The following is a 19,280-nucleotide window of genomic DNA, read 5'->3' on the forward strand; positions in this document are numbered from 1 at the left end:
TCTAGCCTTCGACGGTGGTCAGGTCGGCCAGGCCGGCGATGGTCAGGAGCGGGGCCAGCAACGGGCCGGCCACCAGCTGGATACGTTCGACGTGTTCGAAGAGGGCGGCCAGCCCGGCGCTGTCGATGTACTCCACCCGGGTGAGGTCGACCACCAGCTGATCGCTACCGGCGCGCCCGAGCGCCTCGGCGAGGGCGGCCGCGAAAGTGCCCGCGTTGCTCATGTCGATCTCGCCGACAGGAGTCAGAACCATGACTCCGTCAGAGCGCGGACCGGTGGTGAGGCTGAGCTGGGTGGTCATGGGCTGATCCTTGCCTGCATCTCAACGGTGGTGCCGGCCAGGCCGGTGGTGACGGTGACTTCCTGCATCAGAGCACGCATGAGCATCAGCCCGCGCCCCCGGTGAGTGTCCAGCGCGGACTGCGGGATTTTCCATCGACCACTGTCCACGACGACCAGACGCAAATCCTCGACGGTGGCGGTCGCGCTCAGCCGGATCCGGCCGGCCGGCGCGTCGCGGTGCCCGTGCTCGATGGCGTTGGCGCACGCCTCGCCGGCGGCGACCAGCACGTTCTGGGCCATGATCCGGTCGACCCCGCAGAGCTCGAGCCAGCCGCGCAGGGCACCGCGCACCTGGGCCAGGCGTGCCGCGTCGGCGGGGAACTCGATCTCCAGGGGCGCGGGGTGGCGGTACAGCAGCAGGGCGACGTCGTCGTCGTAGCCGTCGGCCGGGGCCAGCCGGGTCATCACGTCGTCGGCGAGTTCCTCGACGGGTGTGCGCTGGCCGGCCTGGATGGCGGCCGTGGCCCGCTCGATACCGGCGCTGACCGGGTACCGGCGGCGTTCGACAAGCCCGTCGGTGTAGAGCATGAGGGTGGCTCGGGGCGGGACGGTGAACTCGGCCTCGGTCCGGGGGCCGTCGGAGCTGACCGCGATCGGGCGGGACTGTCCCCGATCCAGCAGGTGCGGTGCGCCGGCGGCGTCGACCACGACCGCCGGCGGGTGGCCCGCGCTGGAGTAGCGCAGGTGCCCGGTGCCGGGGTCCAGGACACCGCAGAAGACGGTGGCGCAGGGCGCTCCGGGCAGCTGTGCGGCGAACCGGTCCAGGGCGGTCAGCGTCTGCGCCGGGCTGGCGAACTGGAGCAGCAGGGCCCGGCAGGCGCTGCGCAGCTGCCCCATCACCGTGGCGGCCGGCAGACCGTGGCCGACACAGTCGCCGACCACGATCCCGATCCGGCCGTCCGGCAGTCGCACGGTGTCGTACCAGTCGCCGCCGACCTTGAGCGGGCGGGTGGCGGGCTCGTAGCGGACGGCGAAACCGATCGGCAGCTCGGCCGGGCCGAGGATGGCGCGTTGCAGGGCGAGCGCGGTCTCCCGCTGCTGGTCGATCTGGTGCACGCGGCGCAGGCCCTGACCGATGTGGCCGGCGAGCAGGGCCAGCAGCGTCCGGTCCTGCTCGGTGAACGGGCGCTTCTCGCCCAGCTCGACCCAGAGCACCAGGGTCCCCCGCGGATGTTCCAGCACGATCCCGGCGCCGGCCGTCCGCTCGGCCACCGGGGTGAGCAGCGGGCGGTCCCGCAGCGCGGTGAGGGTCTCCCGGCGCGCCTCAGGCAGCCCGGCCCAGCGCAGCCCGGGATCGGTCGCGGTCACGGCGGGGTCGGCGGAGTCGTCCTCGAAGACCGCGGCGAGCACGTACCTCGCGTGCCACAGCTCGTGCAGCTCGTCGAGGGCGCCGCGCAGGCCGTCGGCGAGGTCGTCGGCCTCGGACAGGCGCAGGCTGAGCCCGGCCAGCGCGCTCTCCCGCTGGATCGCGTAGTGCTCGTCGGTGACGTCACGGAAGGTGCCGACGATGACCCGGCGCCCGTTGTCCGGGTCGACCACCTGGTTGAAGGCGGCCGCGGCCCACAGGCGGTGCCCGTCGCGGTGGTCCACCGGGATGGTGTAGCTGCCGTGGGTCTGCCGCAGCAGGGTGGCGAAGGCGTCGGCGACCAGCTGGTACGCCTCGGCGTCGACCTCCTCCCGCGGCCACCAGGGATGGATCGGGGCGTACGGCAGGCCCTCCGGACCGAAGCCGAGGATGTCGGTGAACGCGGCGTTGATCTCGATGACCGCGCCGTTCTCGTCGCAGACGAAGAACGCCTCCTGGAGCGAGTCGACGAGCGCGGTACGCCACCGGGCGTGATGGGTGCGCAGCCGGGCGAGTTCGACGTTCGCGCGCACCCGGGCGAGCAACTCGGCGGCGGAAAACGGCTTGACCAGATAGTCGTCGGCGCCGGCCTCCAGGCCCTCGATCGAGGCCTCCTCCCCGGCCCGGGCCGACAGCAGCAGCACCGGGGTGCCGGCGGTACGCGGATCGGCGCGCAGGGCGGCGACCAGTTGCAGACCGTCCAGGCGGGGCATCATCACGTCGCTGACCACGAGGTCGTAGGTGTCGACGCGGACCGCCACCAGCGCCTCCTGGCCGTCGCGGACCGCGTCGACCCGGTGCCCGGCGGTGCGCAGCAGCCGGACCAGGTAGTCGCGCATGTCCGCGTTGTCGTCGGCGACCAGCACCTTCACCGGGTTGGCGTTCGCCGGGGCGGGCGAGGCCACCTCGGGACGCTCCACGCCGTTCGGCAGCCAGCGGAGCGCCTCCTGCACGTACGGATCGGCGGTGGCCGACACGGCGACCGCCCCGGCGGCCGGGCCCAGCGAGTCGGCCGGCAAGTGACCGGCGCCGAACGGCAGCCGGATGGTGAAGACGGTCCCTTTGCCGACCTCGCTGTCCGCGGTGATCGTGCCGCCGTGCTGCGCCACCAGCTCCTTCACCAGGGCCAGGCCGATGCCGCTGCCCTCGTTGGAGCGCGATCGGGCGTTCTCGATGCGGTGGAACCGTTCGAACAGCCGGGGCATCTCCTTCTCCGCCACACCGATGCCGGTGTCGGCGACGGTGACGACCGCCTGACCCTCCTCGGCGCGCACCGCCACCCGGACCGAACCCTCGAAGGTGAACTTGAGCGCGTTGCTGAGCAGGTTGAGGACGACCTTCTCCCACATGCCGCGGTCGATGTAGACCGCCGGGGACAGCGGTGGGCAGTCCACCTCGAACGCCAGCCCGGCCCGATCGACGGCCGACCGGAAGGCGCTGGCCAGCTCGGCCGTGCTGACGCCCAGATCGACCGGCTCGTACCGCGCCTGCATCCGGCCCGCCTCGATGCGGGAGAAGTCCAGCAGGGTGTTGACCAGCTTGCCGAGCCGCAGCGCGTTGCGGTTGATCACGTCGAGCTCTTCGCGGACCCGCTCGTTGGCGTCGCCGAGGTAGGCGCGCAGCTCCTGCACCGGGCCCATGATCAGGGTCAGCGGGGTACGGAACTCGTGGCTGATGTTGGAGAAGAACGCGGTCTTGGCCCGGTCCAGCTCGGCCAGTTCCTCGGCCCGCCGCTGCTGTGCCTGGTAGCTGCGGGCACTCGCGATCCCGGCCGCCACGTGCCCGGCGGCCAGCTCGACGAACCCCCGGTACGCATGGTCCAGCGCGCGATACCGGTTCAGGGCCGCCACCAGAAAGCCGTACGGTGCGGCGCCCTGTCGCAGCAGCGGCACCAGCAGCGCCTGCGTGGGCGGCTCCGGCCAGTCACCGCCGGGCAGACCGGCGTCGTCCAGGTCGACGAGTGCGGATTCAGCCCGGGCCAGCGTCGCCGCCGGCCAGACCTCCCCGGCACCCTCGATCCCGACGGTGAGCGGGGCGGCCGGATGCCCGGCCGGAATGCCGGTTGCCGCCGCCAGCCGGGCCCGGCCGTCGTCCTGGAACAGGTAGGTCAGGGTGAAGGGCAGGTCGCGCGGGTTACGGCTGAGCTGCTGGCCGACGAAGGTGAGCATCTCCAGCTCGGTGCGGACCACGCTGGGATCCGAGCCGAGGTCACGCAGGGTCGCCATGCGCCGCTCGCCGAGGACCCGCTCGGTCTCCTCGCTGACCACGCAGAGCATGCCGACGAGCGCGCCGTCGTCGTCACGCAGCGGGCTGTAGGAAAACGTGTGGTACGACTCTTCCCGGTACCCGGAGCGCTCCAGGAACAGCAGCAGCGCCTCGTCCCAGGTCGCCTGCCCGGTACCGAGCACCGTGGCGATCCGCGGGCCGATGTCGTCCCAGATCTCCGCCCAGACCTCGCTCGCCCGCCGGCCGAGCGCCCACGGATATTTCCGGCCCAGCGTGTCGCGGCGGTAGGCGGCGTTGCAGAAGAAGGTCAGCTCCGGTCCCCACGCCATCCACATCGGGAACCGGGAGGACAGCAGGATGCTGACCGCGGTCTGGAGGCTCTGCGGCCAGCCGGCCGGCGGTCCCAGTGGCGTCGACTCCCAGTCCACCGCGGCGAGATCCCGGCCGACCTCCCCACCACCGGTGAAGACGTCGATCCCCGCAGTGGGAAGCCGATCGTGGCCAGTGCCGCCCATCACCTACGCGTTCTCCCCACCACAGCCACGCCCGGACCCGTACCGAACGGTAGCGTGCCCGGGCCCCACTCGCCTCACCTCAGGGGGTGAACGACGTTCGGGTCCGGCGGCAGTCGCGGGCCAGCGGGACCGCCCAGACCGAGACCAGGGCCAGCGCGAGCACGACCGGGCGCGGGCCGGCGTCGGCGTGAATGAGCAGGGCGAGCAGCCATGGGGCCACCACGAGCGTACGCAGCATCAGGCAAGGCATGCGGGTCGTGTTCCCCTCCGCGCGGCCCGCCGGGGCCACCCGTGGCCCGCCCAGGTCACCGGCGGTAGCGCGGCAGCCCGACCTCGACGCAGAGTCCGGCCGGTGACATCGCCCGGGCCCGGATCGTGCCGCCGCGCGCGGCGACGAGCTGGCGAACCACCCAGAGCCCCAGGCCGCGGTCGGTGAGGGGTGGGGTGCGGCGGTTCAGCGCCGACATCAGTGCCGGTGTCGGTGCACCCGGGTCGATGACGGCCAGGCGCAGCCTGCGGCCCCAGCGGCGGGCGACGAGCCGGACCGGCCCGGTGGAGTGCCGGGTCGCGTTGCCGATCAGGTTGATCAGGATCTGCCGGGTGTGCTCGGGATGCACCGGCCACTGACCGGCGGCCCGGCTGACCAGCAGGCCGAGCCGCTCGGACGGGGCGGTGGCGGCCACGCCCGGCAGGGTGTCCGCCAGCGGGACAGCGGTCGCCGGTGCCGCTGCCAGCCCGGTCGCGGCCGACGCCGCCTGTCCGAGAATGGCCTGCGCGTACGCCGCGTGCTCGGCGGCCAGCCGGGCCAGTTCGCCGCGCCGTGGTTCCGGTTGGTCCTGCTCCAGCGCGCGGACCAGCGCGGTAAGCGTCGCTATCGGTGGCCGCAACTCGTGACAGACACTGCGTACCAGAAACATGTCCGGATCGGGCGCACGACGGGGACGGATCAGGCGCATGAGTCGGCTTCCGGCGGGCATCCGTCCGGCATGGGCAAAACGGTTCGGGTGGCGATCATCGATGACCATGATCTGTTCGTCCGCGGTCTGGAGCTGCTGCTGCCCGAGGTGAGCGAGGGCCGCGCTCGGGTGGTGGCGAGCACCGGCGACGCCGCGTACGCGGTGAGCCTGGTCCGGCACGCGGTGCCGGACCTGGTGCTGGCGGACATCCACATGCCACGGCCCGGCGGCATCCAGTCGATCACCGCGATCCGGCGGGCGGCGCCACGGGTACGGGTGCTTGCGATGTCCGGCGACGACGATCCGTCGGTGGCGGTCGAGGCGTTACGTGCCGGTGCGGTGGGATTCCTGCCGAAGAGCAGCGAACCCGCCGGCCTGCTGCCGCTGCTGCTCGTCGCGGTGGACGGCTGGGCGGTGATGCCGGCGGGCCTGTTGCCGTCGCTGACCGGCACTCCGGCCCTCCACCCGGCGGCGGATCTGCTCAACGAGGCCGACCGGCGGCTGCTGCGCCTGATCGCCGGCGGCGCGTCGACCGGGGCGATAGCGGACGAGCTGCACGTGTCCGACCGTACGGTCAAGCGCCTGACTGCGACGTTGTTGCGCAAGCTGCGGGTGTCGAGCCGGACCGAGGCGGCCGCGCTCGCCGGCAGCGCCGGCCTGCTGTAGCGAAACATGCGGCGGCGGATTCCCGGATCTCGATGGATTAACCCAGCGTCCGGCTCAGCAGAAACAGATTGAGCGCGATGATCAGGGCGGCCACCACGACGGCGACCGCTGTCGTGATCGGATGGTTGGCGTGCTCGCCCAGCACGTCCCGCCGCCGGGTCAGCCAGATCAGCGGCACCAGGGCGAACGGCACGCCGAACGAGAGCACCACCTGCGACCAGACCAGGGCGACGGTCGGGTCGACACCGAGCAGCAGCACGATCATCGCCGGGGCCATGGTGAGCAGGCGGCGCAGGGTCAGCGGGATGCCGCGCCCGATGAAGCCGCGCATGACCACCTGCCCGGCGTAGGTGCCGACGCTGGACGAGGCGAAGCCGGAGGCGAGCAGGGCGACGGCGAACGCGAGGGCGGCCGGCTGGTCCAGGACCACGCCGAGTCCGTGGTGGATGCCTTCCAGGGTGTCCGTGCCGGCGATCCCGGAGCCGTGGAACAGGCTCGCCGCGATCAGCAGCATGGCCAGGTTCACCAGGCCGGCGGCGCCGAGCGCGAGGATCGTGTCGGCCCGCTGGTAGCGCAGAGCGGAGGCCCGGCGTCGCCGGTCGCTGACCGCACGGTTGGTGGTCAGCGCGGAGTGCAGGTAGATGACGTGCGGCATGACCGTGGCACCGAGGATGCCGGTGGCCAGGACCATGCTGTCGGTGCCGGCGAAGGACGGCACCAGCCCGGTGGCGGCCTCCCGGGCGTCGACGCCGGAGCGCAGTCCGGTGTAGAGGAACCCGAGCGCGATCACGCCGAGCAGCCCGGTGATCGCGGTCTCGAACCGGCGGGCGCCACGGCTGTGCAGGCCGAGCAGCGCGAACGCGACCACACAGGTGATCAGGCCACCGATCGGCAGAGGGATGCCGAACAGCAGGTACAGGGCGATCGCCCCGCCGATGATCTCGGCCAGGTCGGTGGCCATGGCGACCAGCTCGGCCTGCACCCAGAGCCCGGCGTTGACCGGCCGGGGCAGCCGCTCCCGGCACCACTGCGGCAGGTCGCGGCCGGTCACCAGGCCGAGCTTGGCGGAGAGGGACTGGATCAGGATGGCCATCAGGTTGGCCGCGACGATCACCCAGACCAGCTGGTAGCCGAAGGTCGCTCCGCCGGTGAAGTTGGTGGCGAAGTTGCCGGGGTCGGCGTACGCGATCGCGGCCACGAAGGCCGGACCGAACCACGGGGCCACCCGTACCAGCCGGTCGCGCAGCGGTACTGCCAGATCGAGAACCACCATGCGCCGGGGGTTGCCCGCGCCGGGCGGCCCACCCAGGCCGCGAATGACCCCGCAAGGCCGGAGAACCGGGTAGCCAGAGCTCGTGCCGCACTCCCCCGCACCCCCCGAGAGGAGCAACCGATGTTCAAGCACGTGGACTACCTGCAGTTCCAGGCCAAGCCGGAGAAGCCGGACGCGTTCTTCGCCGCGAAGCTGCAGGAGCTGGTGGGTGGCCAGTTCGGCGAGATGACCGTGATGATGCAGTACCTGTGGCAGGGCTGGTCGTGCCGGGTGCCCGGCAAGTACAAGGACATGATCATGGACATCGCGACCGAGGAGATCGGTCACGTCGAGATGCTCACGACCATGCTGGCTCGGCTGCTGGAAGGCGCGCCCGCGGAGGCCACCGAGAAGGCGGCGGCCGCCAACCCGCTGCTCGCCGCGGTGCTCGGCGGGCAGAACCCGCAGCACGCCATCGTCACCGGCGGCGGCCCGATGCCGACGAACAGCCAGGGCGTGCCGTGGACCGCCGGATACATCGTGGCCAGCGGCAACCTGCTCGCCGACTTCCGCTCCAACGTGGCAGCCGAGGCGCAGAGCCGGCTGCAGACCAGCCGGATCTACAACATGACCGACGACCGCGGGGTCAAGGACATGCTCCAGTTCAACCTGGCCCGTGACACGTACCACCAGCAGCAGTGGCTGCTCGGCATCGAGCAGCTGATCGAGGACGGCTTCACCGAGAACGGCATCGAGGACTCCAACGCCGAGCACGAGCACCCGGAGGCCAACCACACGTTCTACAGCTTCGACCCGGAGAGCACGGCCGGGGAGGGCCGGTGGGCGCGCGGTCCGGCGCTCAACGGCAAGGGCGACATCGTGTACGTGCCGGACGCGCAGCCGCTCACCGACGACAAGCCGCTCGGGCCGGCTCCGGACCCGAAGCTGTTCGTCACCTACGACGGGTCGATGGGCAAGGGCAAGCCGGGCACCGGGGCGGGCGCGCACGCCCAGGGTGTCGCCAACGTGGTCAACAAGATCAAGGGCGCGATGGAGTAGACGTACCGGCGACGCGCGGAAGGGCCGGCGCCCGAACGGGCGCCGGCCCATGCGCATCGCTATCGATGGGTTTGCCGACGGATCGGCGGGGAAACCGATCCGTCCCCCTAGAGAGGACCATGCGATGACCATCAACCCGACTGCCGGCGGCGTGACGTCGGCCCGCAGCCCGGTACGCACTGCCGCGCTCGCCGTCGCCGCCACCTTCCTGCTGGTCGGCCTGGCCGGCTTCATCCCGGGCCTGACCACCGACTACGGTGACATGACCTTCGCCGGGCATCATTCCGGGGCACACCTGCTCGGCATCTTCCAGGTGTCCATCCTGCACAACATCGTGCACCTGCTCTTCGGCGCGGCCGGGCTGGTCCTGGCCCGCAGCGTGTCCGGCGCCCGCGCCTACCTGATCGGCGGCGGCGCGATCTATCTGGTCCTCTGGCTGTACGGGCTGGTCGTCGGGCAGGACAGCGCCGCGAACTTCGTCCCGGTCAACACCGCGGACGACTGGCTGCACCTCGTTCTCGGGCTCGGCATGATCGCGCTCGGTCTGCTGCTGACCCGGCGCACCCGGCACTGACCTGCCGGAGGGGCTGCTGGTGATCAGATCACCAGCAGCCTGGTGCCGGAGAGGCGTCAGAGCGTCGCCAGGACGAAGGAGAGCACGAAGCCGGCCGTGGTGCTGATGGCGACGAGCGGGCCGCCCTTCTCGTACGCCTCCGGCATCAGGGTGTCCGCGAGCGACGCCAGGACCGCGCCGGCCGCGAACGCCAGCGGCAGGGAGATGGTCTCCGGTGCGGAGTTGGACAGTGGCCCGGCACCCACCACCACGGCGAGAGTGAGCAGCGCCGCGCAGGCGAACCAGGTGCCGAGGATGAACTTCTGCGAGCGGCCCTGCGCGCGCATGGACGCGCTGCCCACCAGGGCCTCCGGGAAGTTCGATACGAAGATGGCCGCCAGCAACGCCAGCCCGCCGGTTCCCTGGCCGAGCGACACACCGAGGGCGATGTTCTCCGGTACGCCGTCCAGGGTGACCGCGGCCAGCAGAGCCAGGCCGGCTGCCCCGGAGGTCGAGGCGGTGCTCGGCGCCTTCTCCTCGGCCGCGGCGTCGACGTCGAGTTTCTCGCTGCCGTGCGACTCCGGGTGCCGGCCCTCGGCAGCGCGGTCGAGCCACGCGCTGAGGACGGTGAAGACGACGGAGCCGACGATCAGGCCGATCGCCGCGCGCCAGATACCGCCGTGCTCGTACGCGTCCTCGAACAGCTCGAACGAGAGCGCGGTGATCAGCGCTCCGGCGGCGAACGACAGCATGATCGCGAGGACCGGTTTCGGCAGCTGGATCCGGGCGCCGAAGACGGCGCCCAGAACCAGTGCGCTCGAGGCGATCACACCGAAGATGAGGGCATCCACGGCATGTCGTTTACCCCGTTCGCGACGGCCGCAACGTCACCGGCGGACGGTAACGCGTGAACGCCGGCGGCATCACCGCTTTGCCGTTGCCGCCCAGGTCGAGAACCTGCTGGTAGTGCGGGTCGAACCGGCCGGCCGCGGCGTTGAGCCGGCTCGGACGCAGGTCCGGCCACCGGCCGGTGTCCAGCTTCGTCAGCAGGGCACGCAGGGCGGTGACCTCCTCGGCCGCGCTGAACGAGCAGTGCCCGCCGCGCTCCACCCACAGCTGGCGCAGGTCGGCCGGGTCGTCGACCTGCTCGGCGTACCAGCGCTCCTGGTCCGGCGGCGCACCGCCGTCGCCGGTGGTGTGCAGCGACAGCACGGGTGCCGGCGTGCGCCCGGTCGGCACGCCGTAGCGATACATGTAGCGGACCGCGTCGCGCTCCGGCGCGATCCGCGGCGCGGCCGCGAGAGCGGCCAGGTCCGAGGTCAAGTTCAAACCCGCTTCCCGGTACGCCTGAAGCACGACCTCCCGCTGGCTGGACCGTTTGAGCTGCTTGGCGTAGTCGATCCCGGTGTTGCCGAGCGGGTTACCGCCGGCCACCCGCTCGATGTCGGCGAACGCGGTCGGCCCGTTGCCCCAGATCTTCGCCCAGGTGATCCACTCGGTCTGCTGCTGGATCCAGCCGGTCAGGTCGGCCGGCTTCGGCTCCAGGGACCGGTACCAGCCGGTGACGTTGCCGAACGACGCGGCCAGGGCGAGCCGGGCCCGCCCTTCCGGCGTGACCCGCGCCCGGTTGACCGCGGCGATCAGCGCCTCGCGGCTGGCCACCGGGTCGTCGGCGTGCACCAGGTCGATGTCCTCACCCGGGGCGAGCAGCGTACGGACGGTGAAGTTGATGTCCAGGGCGGAGTTGAAGGTGTTCAGCGGGTCGTAGACACCGCAGAGCGTGAGCACCCCGTCGAAGCGCCGCGGATGGCGTTCGGCGAGCAGGGTGGCGATCGTCGCGCCCAGCGACTGCCCGCTCACCACGGTCCGCTCCGGGCGGCCCACCTCGGCCTCGAACCAGTCGAGCAGGGCCAGCTGGTCCCGCATCGCCGGCTCGATCAGATAGCCGATGCCGTCGTTCTGGTACTGGGACGCGGCCAGCGCGAAGCCGTGCTCGAGCAGCCACTGCTCGCTCTCGGCCGCGTTGGTCACGAACAGGGGCAGCCCGAAGTCGGCCGGGAAGTAGCCGTGGCTGTAGAGCAGCAGCGTGCCGTTCCAGCGCTCGGGCATCTCGACGCGGTAGTCCGCGCCGCCGATCGTGCCGGTGTAGGAGCGTCGCCCGTCGTCCGCCGGCGCGGCCGAGGCCGCGGTAGCCGGAGCCGCGGTGAGCAGCGCCACCGTCAGTGCAATGAGCAGTCGTCTCATCTCGTCCCTCCGTGTCGCGGGTATCGATTCACCTCTAAGACCGGCGGGGCGGGCGAGACTCATCGGGGTTGCGCTGTTTCCCGGCGGCCGCGCTGGGGCCTGGCCCGGCGGACAGCCCGCGCCGGGAGGGCGGGGACGGGCCGGCTCCGGCGGGACGGCCGGTCACGCGTACCCCGGATGGTTTCCTTCGTGGTCAGGGTCTTGGCCCAACGTGGGTGCTGTCTGGCGGCCGTTCAGACAGCATTGAGCGTGGGCCAATCGAGATCACCGCTTGGGGACCCTGACCACGGAAGCCCTTAGTCGGTGCTCGCGGCGGCGACGGCGTGGCTGCGGTCTCGGCCGCGCTCGCCGCGCCGCCGCCGGAAGTAGGCGTTGGCCCGCGGCGTGAACATCAGCGGCACCGCGATCCAGACGCACAGCACGTGCAGCGTTCGGCTGGTCGCGGTGAGCACGCCGGTCAGATCGAGGTCCGGGAGGGCATGGCCCTCGAGCAGCCAGGTGATCGGCTCGATCACCAGCGACAGGGTGCCGAACACGCCCAGGCCGATCGCCAGCGCCAGCCGGGCCCAGTTGCGGCCGGCCCGCATGCGCAGGGCCACGGCGACGACGATCGCGTAGATGGTCAGCCGCATCGCGAGGCCGGACGGCTCGACGTCGTGCAGGGCTACTTCGAGGCAGCCGGCGGCGAGCGCACCCATCCAGAGCAGGAAGGCGGCGCGGATTTCGGCAGGTGTGGATGTCATGCAGGTAAGCCTTCGCCGATCGGGGCGCGCAGACACTCCGGTGAGCCACCCGATTCGCAGGGGAGTTAGCTCCCCCTACGTGGACACCTCCAGGAATCGTTCCTCGTGTGGTCCCAGCGACACGGTCACGGTGTGCTGGGCGTCGATCTCGCCGATCACCGCCGCGGTGGACATGTCGGTCACCGTGGCGTTCGGCGGCAGGTGCGTGTAGGTGAACCAGCCGGTGGCGGGCCGGGCGGCGAAGTTCAGCACGGTCATCTGGAGGCGGCCGGGACGTCGAGCTGCGTCGCGGTGGCGATGCCGGACCGGGATCGCAGGTCCAGGATCCGGCGCAGGCCGGTGACGAACGAGCCGGGTTCACGCAGCTGCCGCGGCAACGAGCCGTACAGGCCGCGGCGCGTTGAACATGGCCAGCAGCAGGTGCGCCCGTTTGATCCGGTCGATCTGCTCCGGGTCCAGGTCGGTGGGATCGGTGTAGCCGAGCGACGCGGCGATGATCGTGGCGATCCCGTTGGTGGTGAAGGTTCGGCTGTACTCCGCGCGTGGGCCGGTGAGCCGTTCGATAGCTCGGCGCGCACGGTGGCGGCGAGATCGCTGCCGGAGAACTGCCCGCCACGGAACGGATAGTGGTCGGCGGCGTGGTTGCTGGTGAAGTGCACCAGCTCGTAGGTCATCTCGTCGTGATTCTGGAGGGCGTGCACCAGGCGGATCGGTTGCAGGCCGGCGCGCAGCGCGGTGGTGAGGGTCAGGCGCAGGAACTCGGTGTCGCCGGTGGCCAGCGCGTGGACCAGGCCGGGGCCCCGGGCGTACGGCTCTTCTCCACGCCGAGGAAACCGTTGGCGTCCAGCCGCAGCGCACCGGCACCGAGCGTGCCACGCCGGATCGGGGTTGGCGAACGGGCTCTGCCACATCTGCCGACCCCGGAGAACCGCCCGGCGGTGCGCTCGGCGTGGGCGAGCATGGAGTTGTCCCGCAGCCAGCCGATGTAGCCCGAGTCGTCGGCTGCGCTCATGTATTCGCTCCCTCGGGGCGGCCGGCACGTTCACCTTCGCTACCCGGAACGTGCGCCGCCGAACCCGCTCACCTCGTCGCCGGCGGGTCGGCGCCGACCAGGCCGCACTCGTAGCCGAGGATCACCGCCTGTACCCGGTCGCGCAGGTCGAGCTTGGCCAGGATGCGGCCGAGGTGTGTCTTCACCGTGCTCTCGGACAGGAACAACGCCGCGGCGATCTCCGGATTGGACAGCCCTCGGGCGACCAGGATCAGCACCTCCCGCTCGCGCTCGGTCAGCACGGCGAGCCGCTCGGCGACGGCCGGCCGGATCGGTGCGCTGCCGAGGTAGTGCGCGATCAGGCGGCGGGTGACGCTGGGCGCGGCGACCGACTCGCCGGCGGCCACCACGCGGACCGCCGACACCAGGTCGGCGGCGAGCGCGTCCTTCAGCAGGAAGCCGCTGGCGCCGGCCCGGAGACCGGCGAGCACGTACTCGTCCAGGTCGAAGGTGGTCAAGATGATCACCTTGGTGGGGTACGCGCACGCACGGATCCGCCGGGTGGCCTCGATCCCGTCCACGCCGGGCATGCGGACGTCCATCAGCACCACGTCCGGCCGGGTACGCATAACCACGTCCAGGGCCTGCGACCCGTCCGCAGCCTCCCCCACCACCTCGATGTCGCCGGCCTCGTCCAGGACCAGCCGGAACCCGGTGCGTACCAGCGTCTGATCGTCGACCAGCACCACGCGTACGGTCATCGCGCCACCAGCTCGCGCCCGTCCACCCGCAGCGGAAGCGTCGCGCGGAGCCGGAACCCGCCGCCGTCGCCGTGCCCGGTCTCCAGGGTGCCGCCCAGCATCGCGACCCGCTCGGCGATGCCGCGCAGCCCGTTGCCCCGCCCGTCCGCACCGTCCGCCAGGCCGCTCCCGTCGTCGGCCACGGCCACCCGCAGCCGATCGGGCTCGAACTCCAGCCGCACCGCCGCGCCTGCGCCCGGACCCGCGTGCTTCAGCGTGTTCGTCAGCCCCTCTTGCACGATCCGGTACGCCGACAGGTCGACCGCCGCCGGCACCACCCCGGGAACCCCGTCGACGTACAGCTCCACCCGCATCCCGGTGGACCGCAGCTGGTCGACGAGCCCGGGCACCGAGCCGATCCCCGGCAGCGGGGCGAGCCGTGCGTCCTCGGCCGGGTCGGTGCGCCCGGCGGCGAGCAGCTGCCGCATCTCGGCCAGCGAGGCCCGGCCGACCTCGATCACGTGTTGCAGCGCCGTGGCGGCCCGCTCCGGATGCCGGTCCAGCGCGGCGGCCGCGCCCTGCGCCTGCACCACCATCACCGACATCCCGTGTGCCACCACGTCGTGCAGCTCCCGGGTGAGCCGGGCACGCTCGGCCGCGACCGCCAGCGCCGCCCGCTGCCGCTCCTCCCGGGCCAGATCGGCGGTGCGCTGCTCGACGGCGGCCAGGTGCGCCCGCCGGCTGCGCATCGCGTCGCCGACCGCGAACGCCACGATCAGCAGCAGCATCTGCTCCATCCCCTGCTGGCCCGCGTCGACCAGCTGCTCGGGCGAGAGCACCGGTGCCGGCAACTTCTCGTCGATCACCTTGCCGGCCACCGGCGTCTTACCGGTCTGGCCCACCTCCAGCCGCTTCCGCGCGGCCTGCTCGATGATCGCGGTCTGCTGCTGCTCGTGGTGCAACCGGCCACCCAGGATCGCGGTGTAGGTCAGGACCACGGTGAGCCCGAGAAGAGCGAGTGAGATCCGCCGGCTGCGGGCCGCGGCGGCCACCGAGTACAGCACCAGCGGCAGCGCCAGATCGATGAGTGCCAGCTTGCTCTGCAACATCAGGTGACCGAACGTGCCGACCCCGGCGAGGGCCAGCGCCGGGATCGGCCACTGCTGGCGGATCAGCAAGCCGGCGGCGATCAGCGCCGCACACAGCCACCAGACGCCGTCCAGCGGCAGGCCGGTCCGATCCAGGAAGTCACGCGAGTCACCCAGCTTGACGGGCGCCAGGTATCCCCTGGCGAGCCCGGGCCCGACGGTCAGCACGATCAGGGCCAGCGCCAGTGCGGCGTCGGTCAGGAAGTGGCGCGGCACGTACCTGGACACGCCACCATCGTAGGAAGTCGATCCGGGCGGGGCGTCCGACTCAGGTGCTACATCAGCGGTACCAACGGCGGCCGGATGACCGACTCCGGTCGGACGAGTTCGAGGGCTGACGCGGCCACCGTGAAGCCATGACGAGAACAGGCTCCACACTGCTCATCACCGCGATACTCGCGGCCGGGGCGGCCGGATGCGGTTCGATCGGCTCGCGCGCCGGCTCGCCGGATCCGTCGCCGTCCGCCTCGGCGGACCGGCAGCAGTTGCTCGCCCTCGGCCAGGAGTGGGTCAAGTGCATGCGCGACAAAGGCATGACCCGGATGCCGGACGCGCAGCTCACCCCGGACGGGTACCTGACCTTCCCGATGGCCGACGGGTACGACTGGAAGGGCGACCTGCGGAACCATCCCGGCGTCATCGAGGCCTGCAAGCCGATCGAGGACCGGTACCCGCCGAACGCGTTCCGCCCTAAGGACGAGATCACCGCCGACGACCTGCGCAAGCTCGCCGAGTACGCCAAGTGCGTCCGGCAGAACGGCATCCCCGAGTTCCCGGACCCGAACAAGGACGGCGAGTTCGACCTGGAGGGCACCTCGCTGGAGAACGGCATCCCGCAGGCGAAGATCGACGTCGCCGACCAGGCCTGCAAGCACATCTGGGACGGCCGGATCAAGGTGATCAGCCCGGATGGAGGCAAGAAATGAGCCGCCCGCGTCCGACGATGTCCGCGGCCTTCCTGGTCGCACTGCTCGCGGCCGGAGCCGGTGGCGCCGGGTGCGACTCCGCCGGTTCCCCGTCCGCGGCCGCCAACCCGTCGGCGTCCGCCTCGGCGAGCCGGCAGCAGGCCCTCGCCGTCGCGCAGGAGTGGGTCCAGTGCCTGCGCGGCAAGGGTTTCACCCGGATGCCGGATCCGCAGCTCAGCTCCGAGGGCTACATCAGCTACCCGCCTGAGCGCGGATTCGAGTGGAAATCGGAGCTGGCCAAGTATCCGAAGATCATCGAGGCGTGCGAGTCGATCCAGGAGCGGATCCCGGCGTCGGCGCAGCGCCCCCGGCAGCAGGTCTCCGCCGAGGACCTGCGCAAGCTGGCCGAGTACGCCAAGTGCTTCCGCGAGCACGGCTTCCCCGACTTCCCGGACCCGAACGCCCAGGGTGAGTTCGACCTGCGAGGCACCTCGCTGAGCGACGGACGGCCGTCAGCGAAAAGGAACGCCGCGGACGAGGCCTGCCGGCACATCTGGAGCGGTGCGATCAAGGTGATCGACAACGGCGGAGGCAAGAAGTGAGCCGCCGGCGCGGGATCGGCACCGTAGTGGCGGTCGCGGTGGCCGCGCCGCTCGCCGCCGGCGTGGCGTACGCCGCACGGTCCGGACCGGACGCCGCCGAGGCGCCCGCCGTCACGGTCGCCACCGGAACCGCCGAGGTCACCCGCGGCACGCTCACCGAGCGCGTCCAGATCAGCGGCGTGCTCGGGTACGCCGGCTCCTACACGGTCGACCATCAGGGCGCACCGGGTGTGCTGACCGCGGCGCCCGGCCCGGGCGACACGATCCGCCGCGGCGGTGTCCTCTTCCGGGTGGCCGACGCGCCGGTCCGGCTGCTGCTGGGCAGCGTCCCGGCCTACCGCGACTTCGGGTACGGGATGACCGACGGCCCGGACGTACGCCAGCTCGAACGCAATCTGGTCGCGATGGGCTTCGACCCGGACCGGCGGATGACCGTGGACCGGCACTTCAGCGCGGCGACGGCCGCGGCGATCCGGCGCTGGGAGGCGTCCTGGGGGCGTAAGGCGTACCAGCGCACCGGGCGCCTCACCCAGGGCCAGGTCGTCTTCCTGCCCGCACCGCTGCGGGTCACCGAGGTGCCGGTCCGGGTCGGCGCCGCGGTCGCACCCGGAGCGACGGTCCTGACCGGAACGTCGACGAACCGGGCGGTGATCGCCCAGCTGGACACCTCGGAGCGCGGCAGCGTACGGGCCGGCGACGAGGTCGAGGTATCTCTGCCGGACGTGGACGCGATTCCCGGACGGGTCACCGAGGTCGGCCAGGTGGCGGCGGCCACCGACGAGGAGGAGGGCAACGGCCCGCCGCAGTCCGCGAACCCGGATCTGGCCACGGTCCCGCTCACCATCGCGGTCCGCGTACCTCGCGGTTTCGGCCTGGACCAGGCACCGGTGAACGTCGACATCATCACCGGCACCCGCGACGACGTGCTGCTGATCCCGATCGCCGCGCTGCTCGCCCGGTCCGGCGGCGGCTACCAGGTCCGCCTGGCCGGCGGGCAGATCGTGGCGGTGGAGCCGGGCCGCTTCGACGAGAGCACCGGCCAGGTGGAGATCACCAGCGGGCTCACCGAGGGTCAGTCGGTGGAGGTGCCGGCCTCATGACCGCCGTCCTGGAGCTTCTCGACGCCCGCAAGGTCTACCCCGGCACCCCGCCGGTGGAGTCGCTGCGCGGCGTCACCCTCACCGTGCACAGCGGCGAACTGGTCGCCGTCGCCGGGCCGTCCGGTTCCGGGAAGACCACGCTGCTCAACCTTGCCGCCGGTCTGGACCGGCCGTCCGGCGGCTCGGTACGCATCACCGGCCTCCCCGTCGAGAAGATGCGCGACCGGCAGCTCTCCGGCGTGCGCGCCCACCGCCTCGGGGTGGTCTTCCAGCAGTTCTTCCTGCTGGAACGCCTGACCGCGGCGGACAACGTGGCGACCGGGCTGCTCTATCGCGGGGTGCCGGCCGCCGAACGCCGGCGGGCCGCGGACACCGCCCTGGAACGCGTCGGGCTCGGTCACCGCGCCGGTTTCCCCGCCGCACACCTGTCCGGCGGTGAGCGGCAGCGGGTGGCGATCGCCCGCGCGCTGGTCGGGCGACCCGCCGTGGTGCTCGCCGACGAGCCCACCGGCAACCTCGACTCGGTCACCGGCGCGGAGATCGTCGACCTGCTGCGCGAGCTCAACGACGACGGCGTCACCATCGTGGTGATCACGCACGACGAGCGGGTCGCCGGTGCCATGCGGCGGCGCATCGAACTGCGCGACGGCCTGGTGGTGCAGGACAGCGGCGGTGTGTCGTGAGATCCCGTCTCCGGGTCGCCGACCTGCTGCCGGTGAGCACCGTGGGCCTGCGGTCGCGGCCCGGCCGGGCGGCGCTGTCCATCCTGGGCGTGGCGATCGGCATCGCCGCCATGGTGGCGGTGCTCGGCGTCACCCGGTCCAGTCAGGCCGACGTGCTCGCACAGATCGACCGGGTGGGCACCAACCTGCTGACCGTGGCGAACGGCAAGACGCTTCGCGGGGAGGAGGCCGAGCTGCCGGTCACCGCGGGTACGGCCGTCGCGCGTACCGATGGGGTGCTCTCCTCGGCGGCCACCGCGATGCTCGACGTGCCGGTCTACCGCAACGATCGGATTCCCAGCGGGCGGACCGGCGGGCTGGCGGTACGCGTCACCGATCCGGCACTGCTCACCACCCTCGACGGCACGCTCGTGGACGGACGTTTCCTGGACGCGGCGCTGGCCCGCTACCCGGCGGTGGTGCTCGGCCACTACGCCGCCGGCTCGCTCGGCATCCGGGACGTCACCGGCCATCCGCGGATCTATCTCGACGAGCGCTGGTACACCGTGGTCGGGATCATGGCGCCGGTCGAGCTCGCCCCCGAACTGGACACGTCGGCGCTGATCGGCGCTCCGGTGGCGGCCGCCGACTTCGGGTACGAGGGCAACCCGACCCGGATCTTCGTGCGGGCCCGGACCGAGCGCACCAGCGAGGTGGCCGGTCTGCTCGGCCGGGCGGCCAACCCGGCCCACCCCGAGGAGGTCGCGGTGAGCCGGCCGTCCGAGGCGCTCACCGCCCGGCTCGCTGTCACCGACGGCGCCACCGTGCTGCTGCTCGGCCTCGGCGCGGTGGCGCTGCTGGTCGGCGGGATCGGCATCGCCAACGTACTGGTGATCTCGGTGCTGGAGCGGCGCGGCGAGATCGGCCTGCGCCGTGCGCTGGGCGCCACCCGGCGGCACGTCGCCGCGCAGTTCCTCGTGGAGTCGCTGCTGCTGGGCGCGGGCGGCGGCGCGGCCGGGGTGGCCCTGGGTGCGGCGATCACCTACGCGGTGGCGACGGTACGAGGCTGGCCCACCCTGGTGCCGGCGGGCGCGGTCGGCGCGGGCCTGATCGCGGCCGTGCTGATCGGCGGGTGCGCCGGCCTCTATCCGGCGGTACGAGCGGCGCGGCTCTCACCCACCGAGGCGTTGCGTACGGCGTGATCTCCTCACCGGCGGCCGATTAGTTTCGG

21 protein-coding genes are annotated in these 19,280 nt (G+C 72.1%); 8 read left to right on the forward strand and 13 right to left on the reverse strand.

Annotated elements, in window-relative coordinates; genetic code table 11:
• Position 1 precedes the first annotated feature (1 nt).
• From I4J89_RS21705 to I4J89_RS21720, 4 genes are all read right to left on the reverse strand, one after another.
• On the reverse strand, positions 2–301 hold the full coding sequence (locus I4J89_RS21705) for an STAS domain-containing protein (protein ID WP_196415854.1): 300 nt from the start codon (positions 299–301) through the stop codon (positions 2–4).
• Complete coding sequence (locus tag I4J89_RS21710; RefSeq protein ID WP_196416082.1) at positions 298–4,428, reverse strand: SpoIIE family protein phosphatase; 4,131 nt, start codon at positions 4,426–4,428, stop codon at positions 298–300. The genes I4J89_RS21705 and I4J89_RS21710 overlap by 4 nt, the downstream gene beginning before the upstream one ends.
• A gap of 79 nt (positions 4,429–4,507) precedes the next feature.
• A complete protein-coding gene (locus I4J89_RS21715) occupies positions 4,508–4,666 on the reverse strand; it encodes a hypothetical protein (RefSeq protein ID WP_196415855.1) in 159 nt (52 codons plus the stop codon).
• A 67-nt stretch (positions 4,667–4,733) separates the two neighbouring features.
• Positions 4,734–5,384: a sensor histidine kinase gene (locus I4J89_RS21720; protein WP_230859378.1), complete on the reverse strand. Its 651-nt coding sequence runs from the start codon at positions 5,382–5,384 to the stop codon at positions 4,734–4,736.
• A gap of 30 nt (positions 5,385–5,414) precedes the next feature.
• Between I4J89_RS21720 and I4J89_RS21725 the strand changes: the two genes are divergently transcribed.
• Positions 5,415–6,050 (forward strand): response regulator, encoded by a 636-nt coding sequence (locus I4J89_RS21725; RefSeq protein WP_196415856.1) that lies wholly within the window; start codon positions 5,415–5,417, stop codon positions 6,048–6,050.
• Positions 6,051–6,087: 37 nt separating this feature from the next.
• Here I4J89_RS21725 and I4J89_RS21730 read toward each other — a convergent pair whose 3' ends face one another.
• Positions 6,088–7,323, reverse strand: a complete 1,236-nt coding sequence (locus I4J89_RS21730) for an Nramp family divalent metal transporter (RefSeq protein WP_196415857.1) — start codon at positions 7,321–7,323, stop codon at positions 6,088–6,090.
• Between the two features lie 120 nt (positions 7,324–7,443).
• Here I4J89_RS21730 and I4J89_RS21735 point away from each other — a divergent pair, with 120 nt between their 5' ends.
• Both I4J89_RS21735 and I4J89_RS21740 read left to right on the forward strand, forming a co-directional pair.
• Positions 7,444–8,361 carry a manganese catalase gene (locus tag I4J89_RS21735; protein WP_196415858.1) on the forward strand — a complete coding sequence of 306 codons (918 nt, stop codon included), beginning with the start codon at positions 7,444–7,446 and terminating at the stop codon, positions 8,359–8,361.
• Positions 8,362–8,485: 124 nt separating this feature from the next.
• On the forward strand, positions 8,486–8,935 hold the full coding sequence (locus I4J89_RS21740) for a DUF4383 domain-containing protein (RefSeq protein WP_196415859.1): 450 nt from the start codon (positions 8,486–8,488) through the stop codon (positions 8,933–8,935).
• A 56-nt stretch (positions 8,936–8,991) separates the two neighbouring features.
• On the opposite strand, the gene I4J89_RS21745 is transcribed toward I4J89_RS21740, so the two are convergent.
• The 8 genes from I4J89_RS21745 to I4J89_RS51550 form a co-directional block, all read right to left on the reverse strand.
• Positions 8,992–9,765: a ZIP family metal transporter gene (locus I4J89_RS21745; protein ID WP_196415860.1), complete on the reverse strand. Its 774-nt coding sequence runs from the start codon at positions 9,763–9,765 to the stop codon at positions 8,992–8,994.
• Between the two features lie 10 nt (positions 9,766–9,775).
• Positions 9,776–11,158 (reverse strand): alpha/beta hydrolase, encoded by a 1,383-nt coding sequence (locus tag I4J89_RS21750; protein WP_196415861.1) that lies wholly within the window; start codon positions 11,156–11,158, stop codon positions 9,776–9,778.
• 296 nt (positions 11,159–11,454) lie between these two features.
• Positions 11,455–11,901: a hypothetical protein gene (locus I4J89_RS21755; protein ID WP_196415862.1), complete on the reverse strand. Its 447-nt coding sequence runs from the start codon at positions 11,899–11,901 to the stop codon at positions 11,455–11,457.
• Between the two features lie 75 nt (positions 11,902–11,976).
• Positions 11,977–12,159, reverse strand: coding sequence for a hypothetical protein (locus I4J89_RS21760; protein WP_196415863.1), 183 nt, complete (start codon positions 12,157–12,159; stop codon positions 11,977–11,979).
• A complete protein-coding gene (locus tag I4J89_RS50895) occupies positions 12,156–12,278 on the reverse strand; it encodes a hypothetical protein (RefSeq protein ID WP_255521729.1) in 123 nt (40 codons plus the stop codon). The genes I4J89_RS21760 and I4J89_RS50895 overlap by 4 nt, the downstream gene beginning before the upstream one ends.
• A gap of 368 nt (positions 12,279–12,646) precedes the next feature.
• Positions 12,647–12,913 (reverse strand): hypothetical protein, encoded by a 267-nt coding sequence (locus I4J89_RS21765; protein ID WP_196415864.1) that lies wholly within the window; start codon positions 12,911–12,913, stop codon positions 12,647–12,649.
• Positions 12,914–12,981: 68 nt separating this feature from the next.
• Entirely contained in the window at positions 12,982–13,653 is a 672-nt protein-coding gene (locus I4J89_RS21770) for a response regulator (RefSeq protein WP_196415865.1), read from the reverse strand.
• On the reverse strand, positions 13,650–15,008 hold the full coding sequence (locus I4J89_RS51550) for a sensor histidine kinase (protein ID WP_196415866.1): 1,359 nt from the start codon (positions 15,006–15,008) through the stop codon (positions 13,650–13,652). Before I4J89_RS51550 ends, I4J89_RS21770 begins: the two co-directional genes overlap by 4 nt.
• Positions 15,009–15,136: 128 nt before the next feature.
• Here I4J89_RS51550 and I4J89_RS21780 point away from each other — a divergent pair, with 128 nt between their 5' ends.
• From I4J89_RS21780 to I4J89_RS21800, 5 genes are read left to right on the forward strand one after another with little or no spacing between them, the layout of a single operon-like run.
• The gene (locus I4J89_RS21780) at positions 15,137–15,706 is read left to right on the forward strand and encodes a hypothetical protein (RefSeq protein WP_196415867.1); all 570 of its coding nucleotides are present in this window, start codon (positions 15,137–15,139) and stop codon (positions 15,704–15,706) included.
• Entirely contained in the window at positions 15,703–16,287 is a 585-nt protein-coding gene (locus tag I4J89_RS21785; protein WP_196415868.1) for a hypothetical protein, read from the forward strand. The genes I4J89_RS21780 and I4J89_RS21785 overlap by 4 nt, the downstream gene beginning before the upstream one ends.
• Positions 16,284–17,387, forward strand: a complete 1,104-nt coding sequence (locus I4J89_RS51555; RefSeq protein ID WP_196415869.1) for an efflux RND transporter periplasmic adaptor subunit — start codon at positions 16,284–16,286, stop codon at positions 17,385–17,387. The genes I4J89_RS21785 and I4J89_RS51555 overlap by 4 nt, the downstream gene beginning before the upstream one ends.
• Positions 17,384–18,070, forward strand: a complete 687-nt coding sequence (locus tag I4J89_RS21795) for an ABC transporter ATP-binding protein (RefSeq protein ID WP_196415870.1) — start codon at positions 17,384–17,386, stop codon at positions 18,068–18,070. Before I4J89_RS51555 ends, I4J89_RS21795 begins: the two co-directional genes overlap by 4 nt.
• A complete protein-coding gene (locus tag I4J89_RS21800; protein ID WP_196415871.1) occupies positions 18,067–19,251 on the forward strand; it encodes an ABC transporter permease in 1,185 nt (394 codons plus the stop codon). The genes I4J89_RS21795 and I4J89_RS21800 overlap by 4 nt, the downstream gene beginning before the upstream one ends.
• Positions 19,252–19,280: the final 29 nt, after the last annotated feature.

The sequence above is a fragment of the Actinoplanes aureus genome (assembly GCF_015704865.1).
GTDB lineage: Bacteria > Actinomycetota > Actinomycetes > Mycobacteriales > Micromonosporaceae > Actinoplanes > Actinoplanes aureus.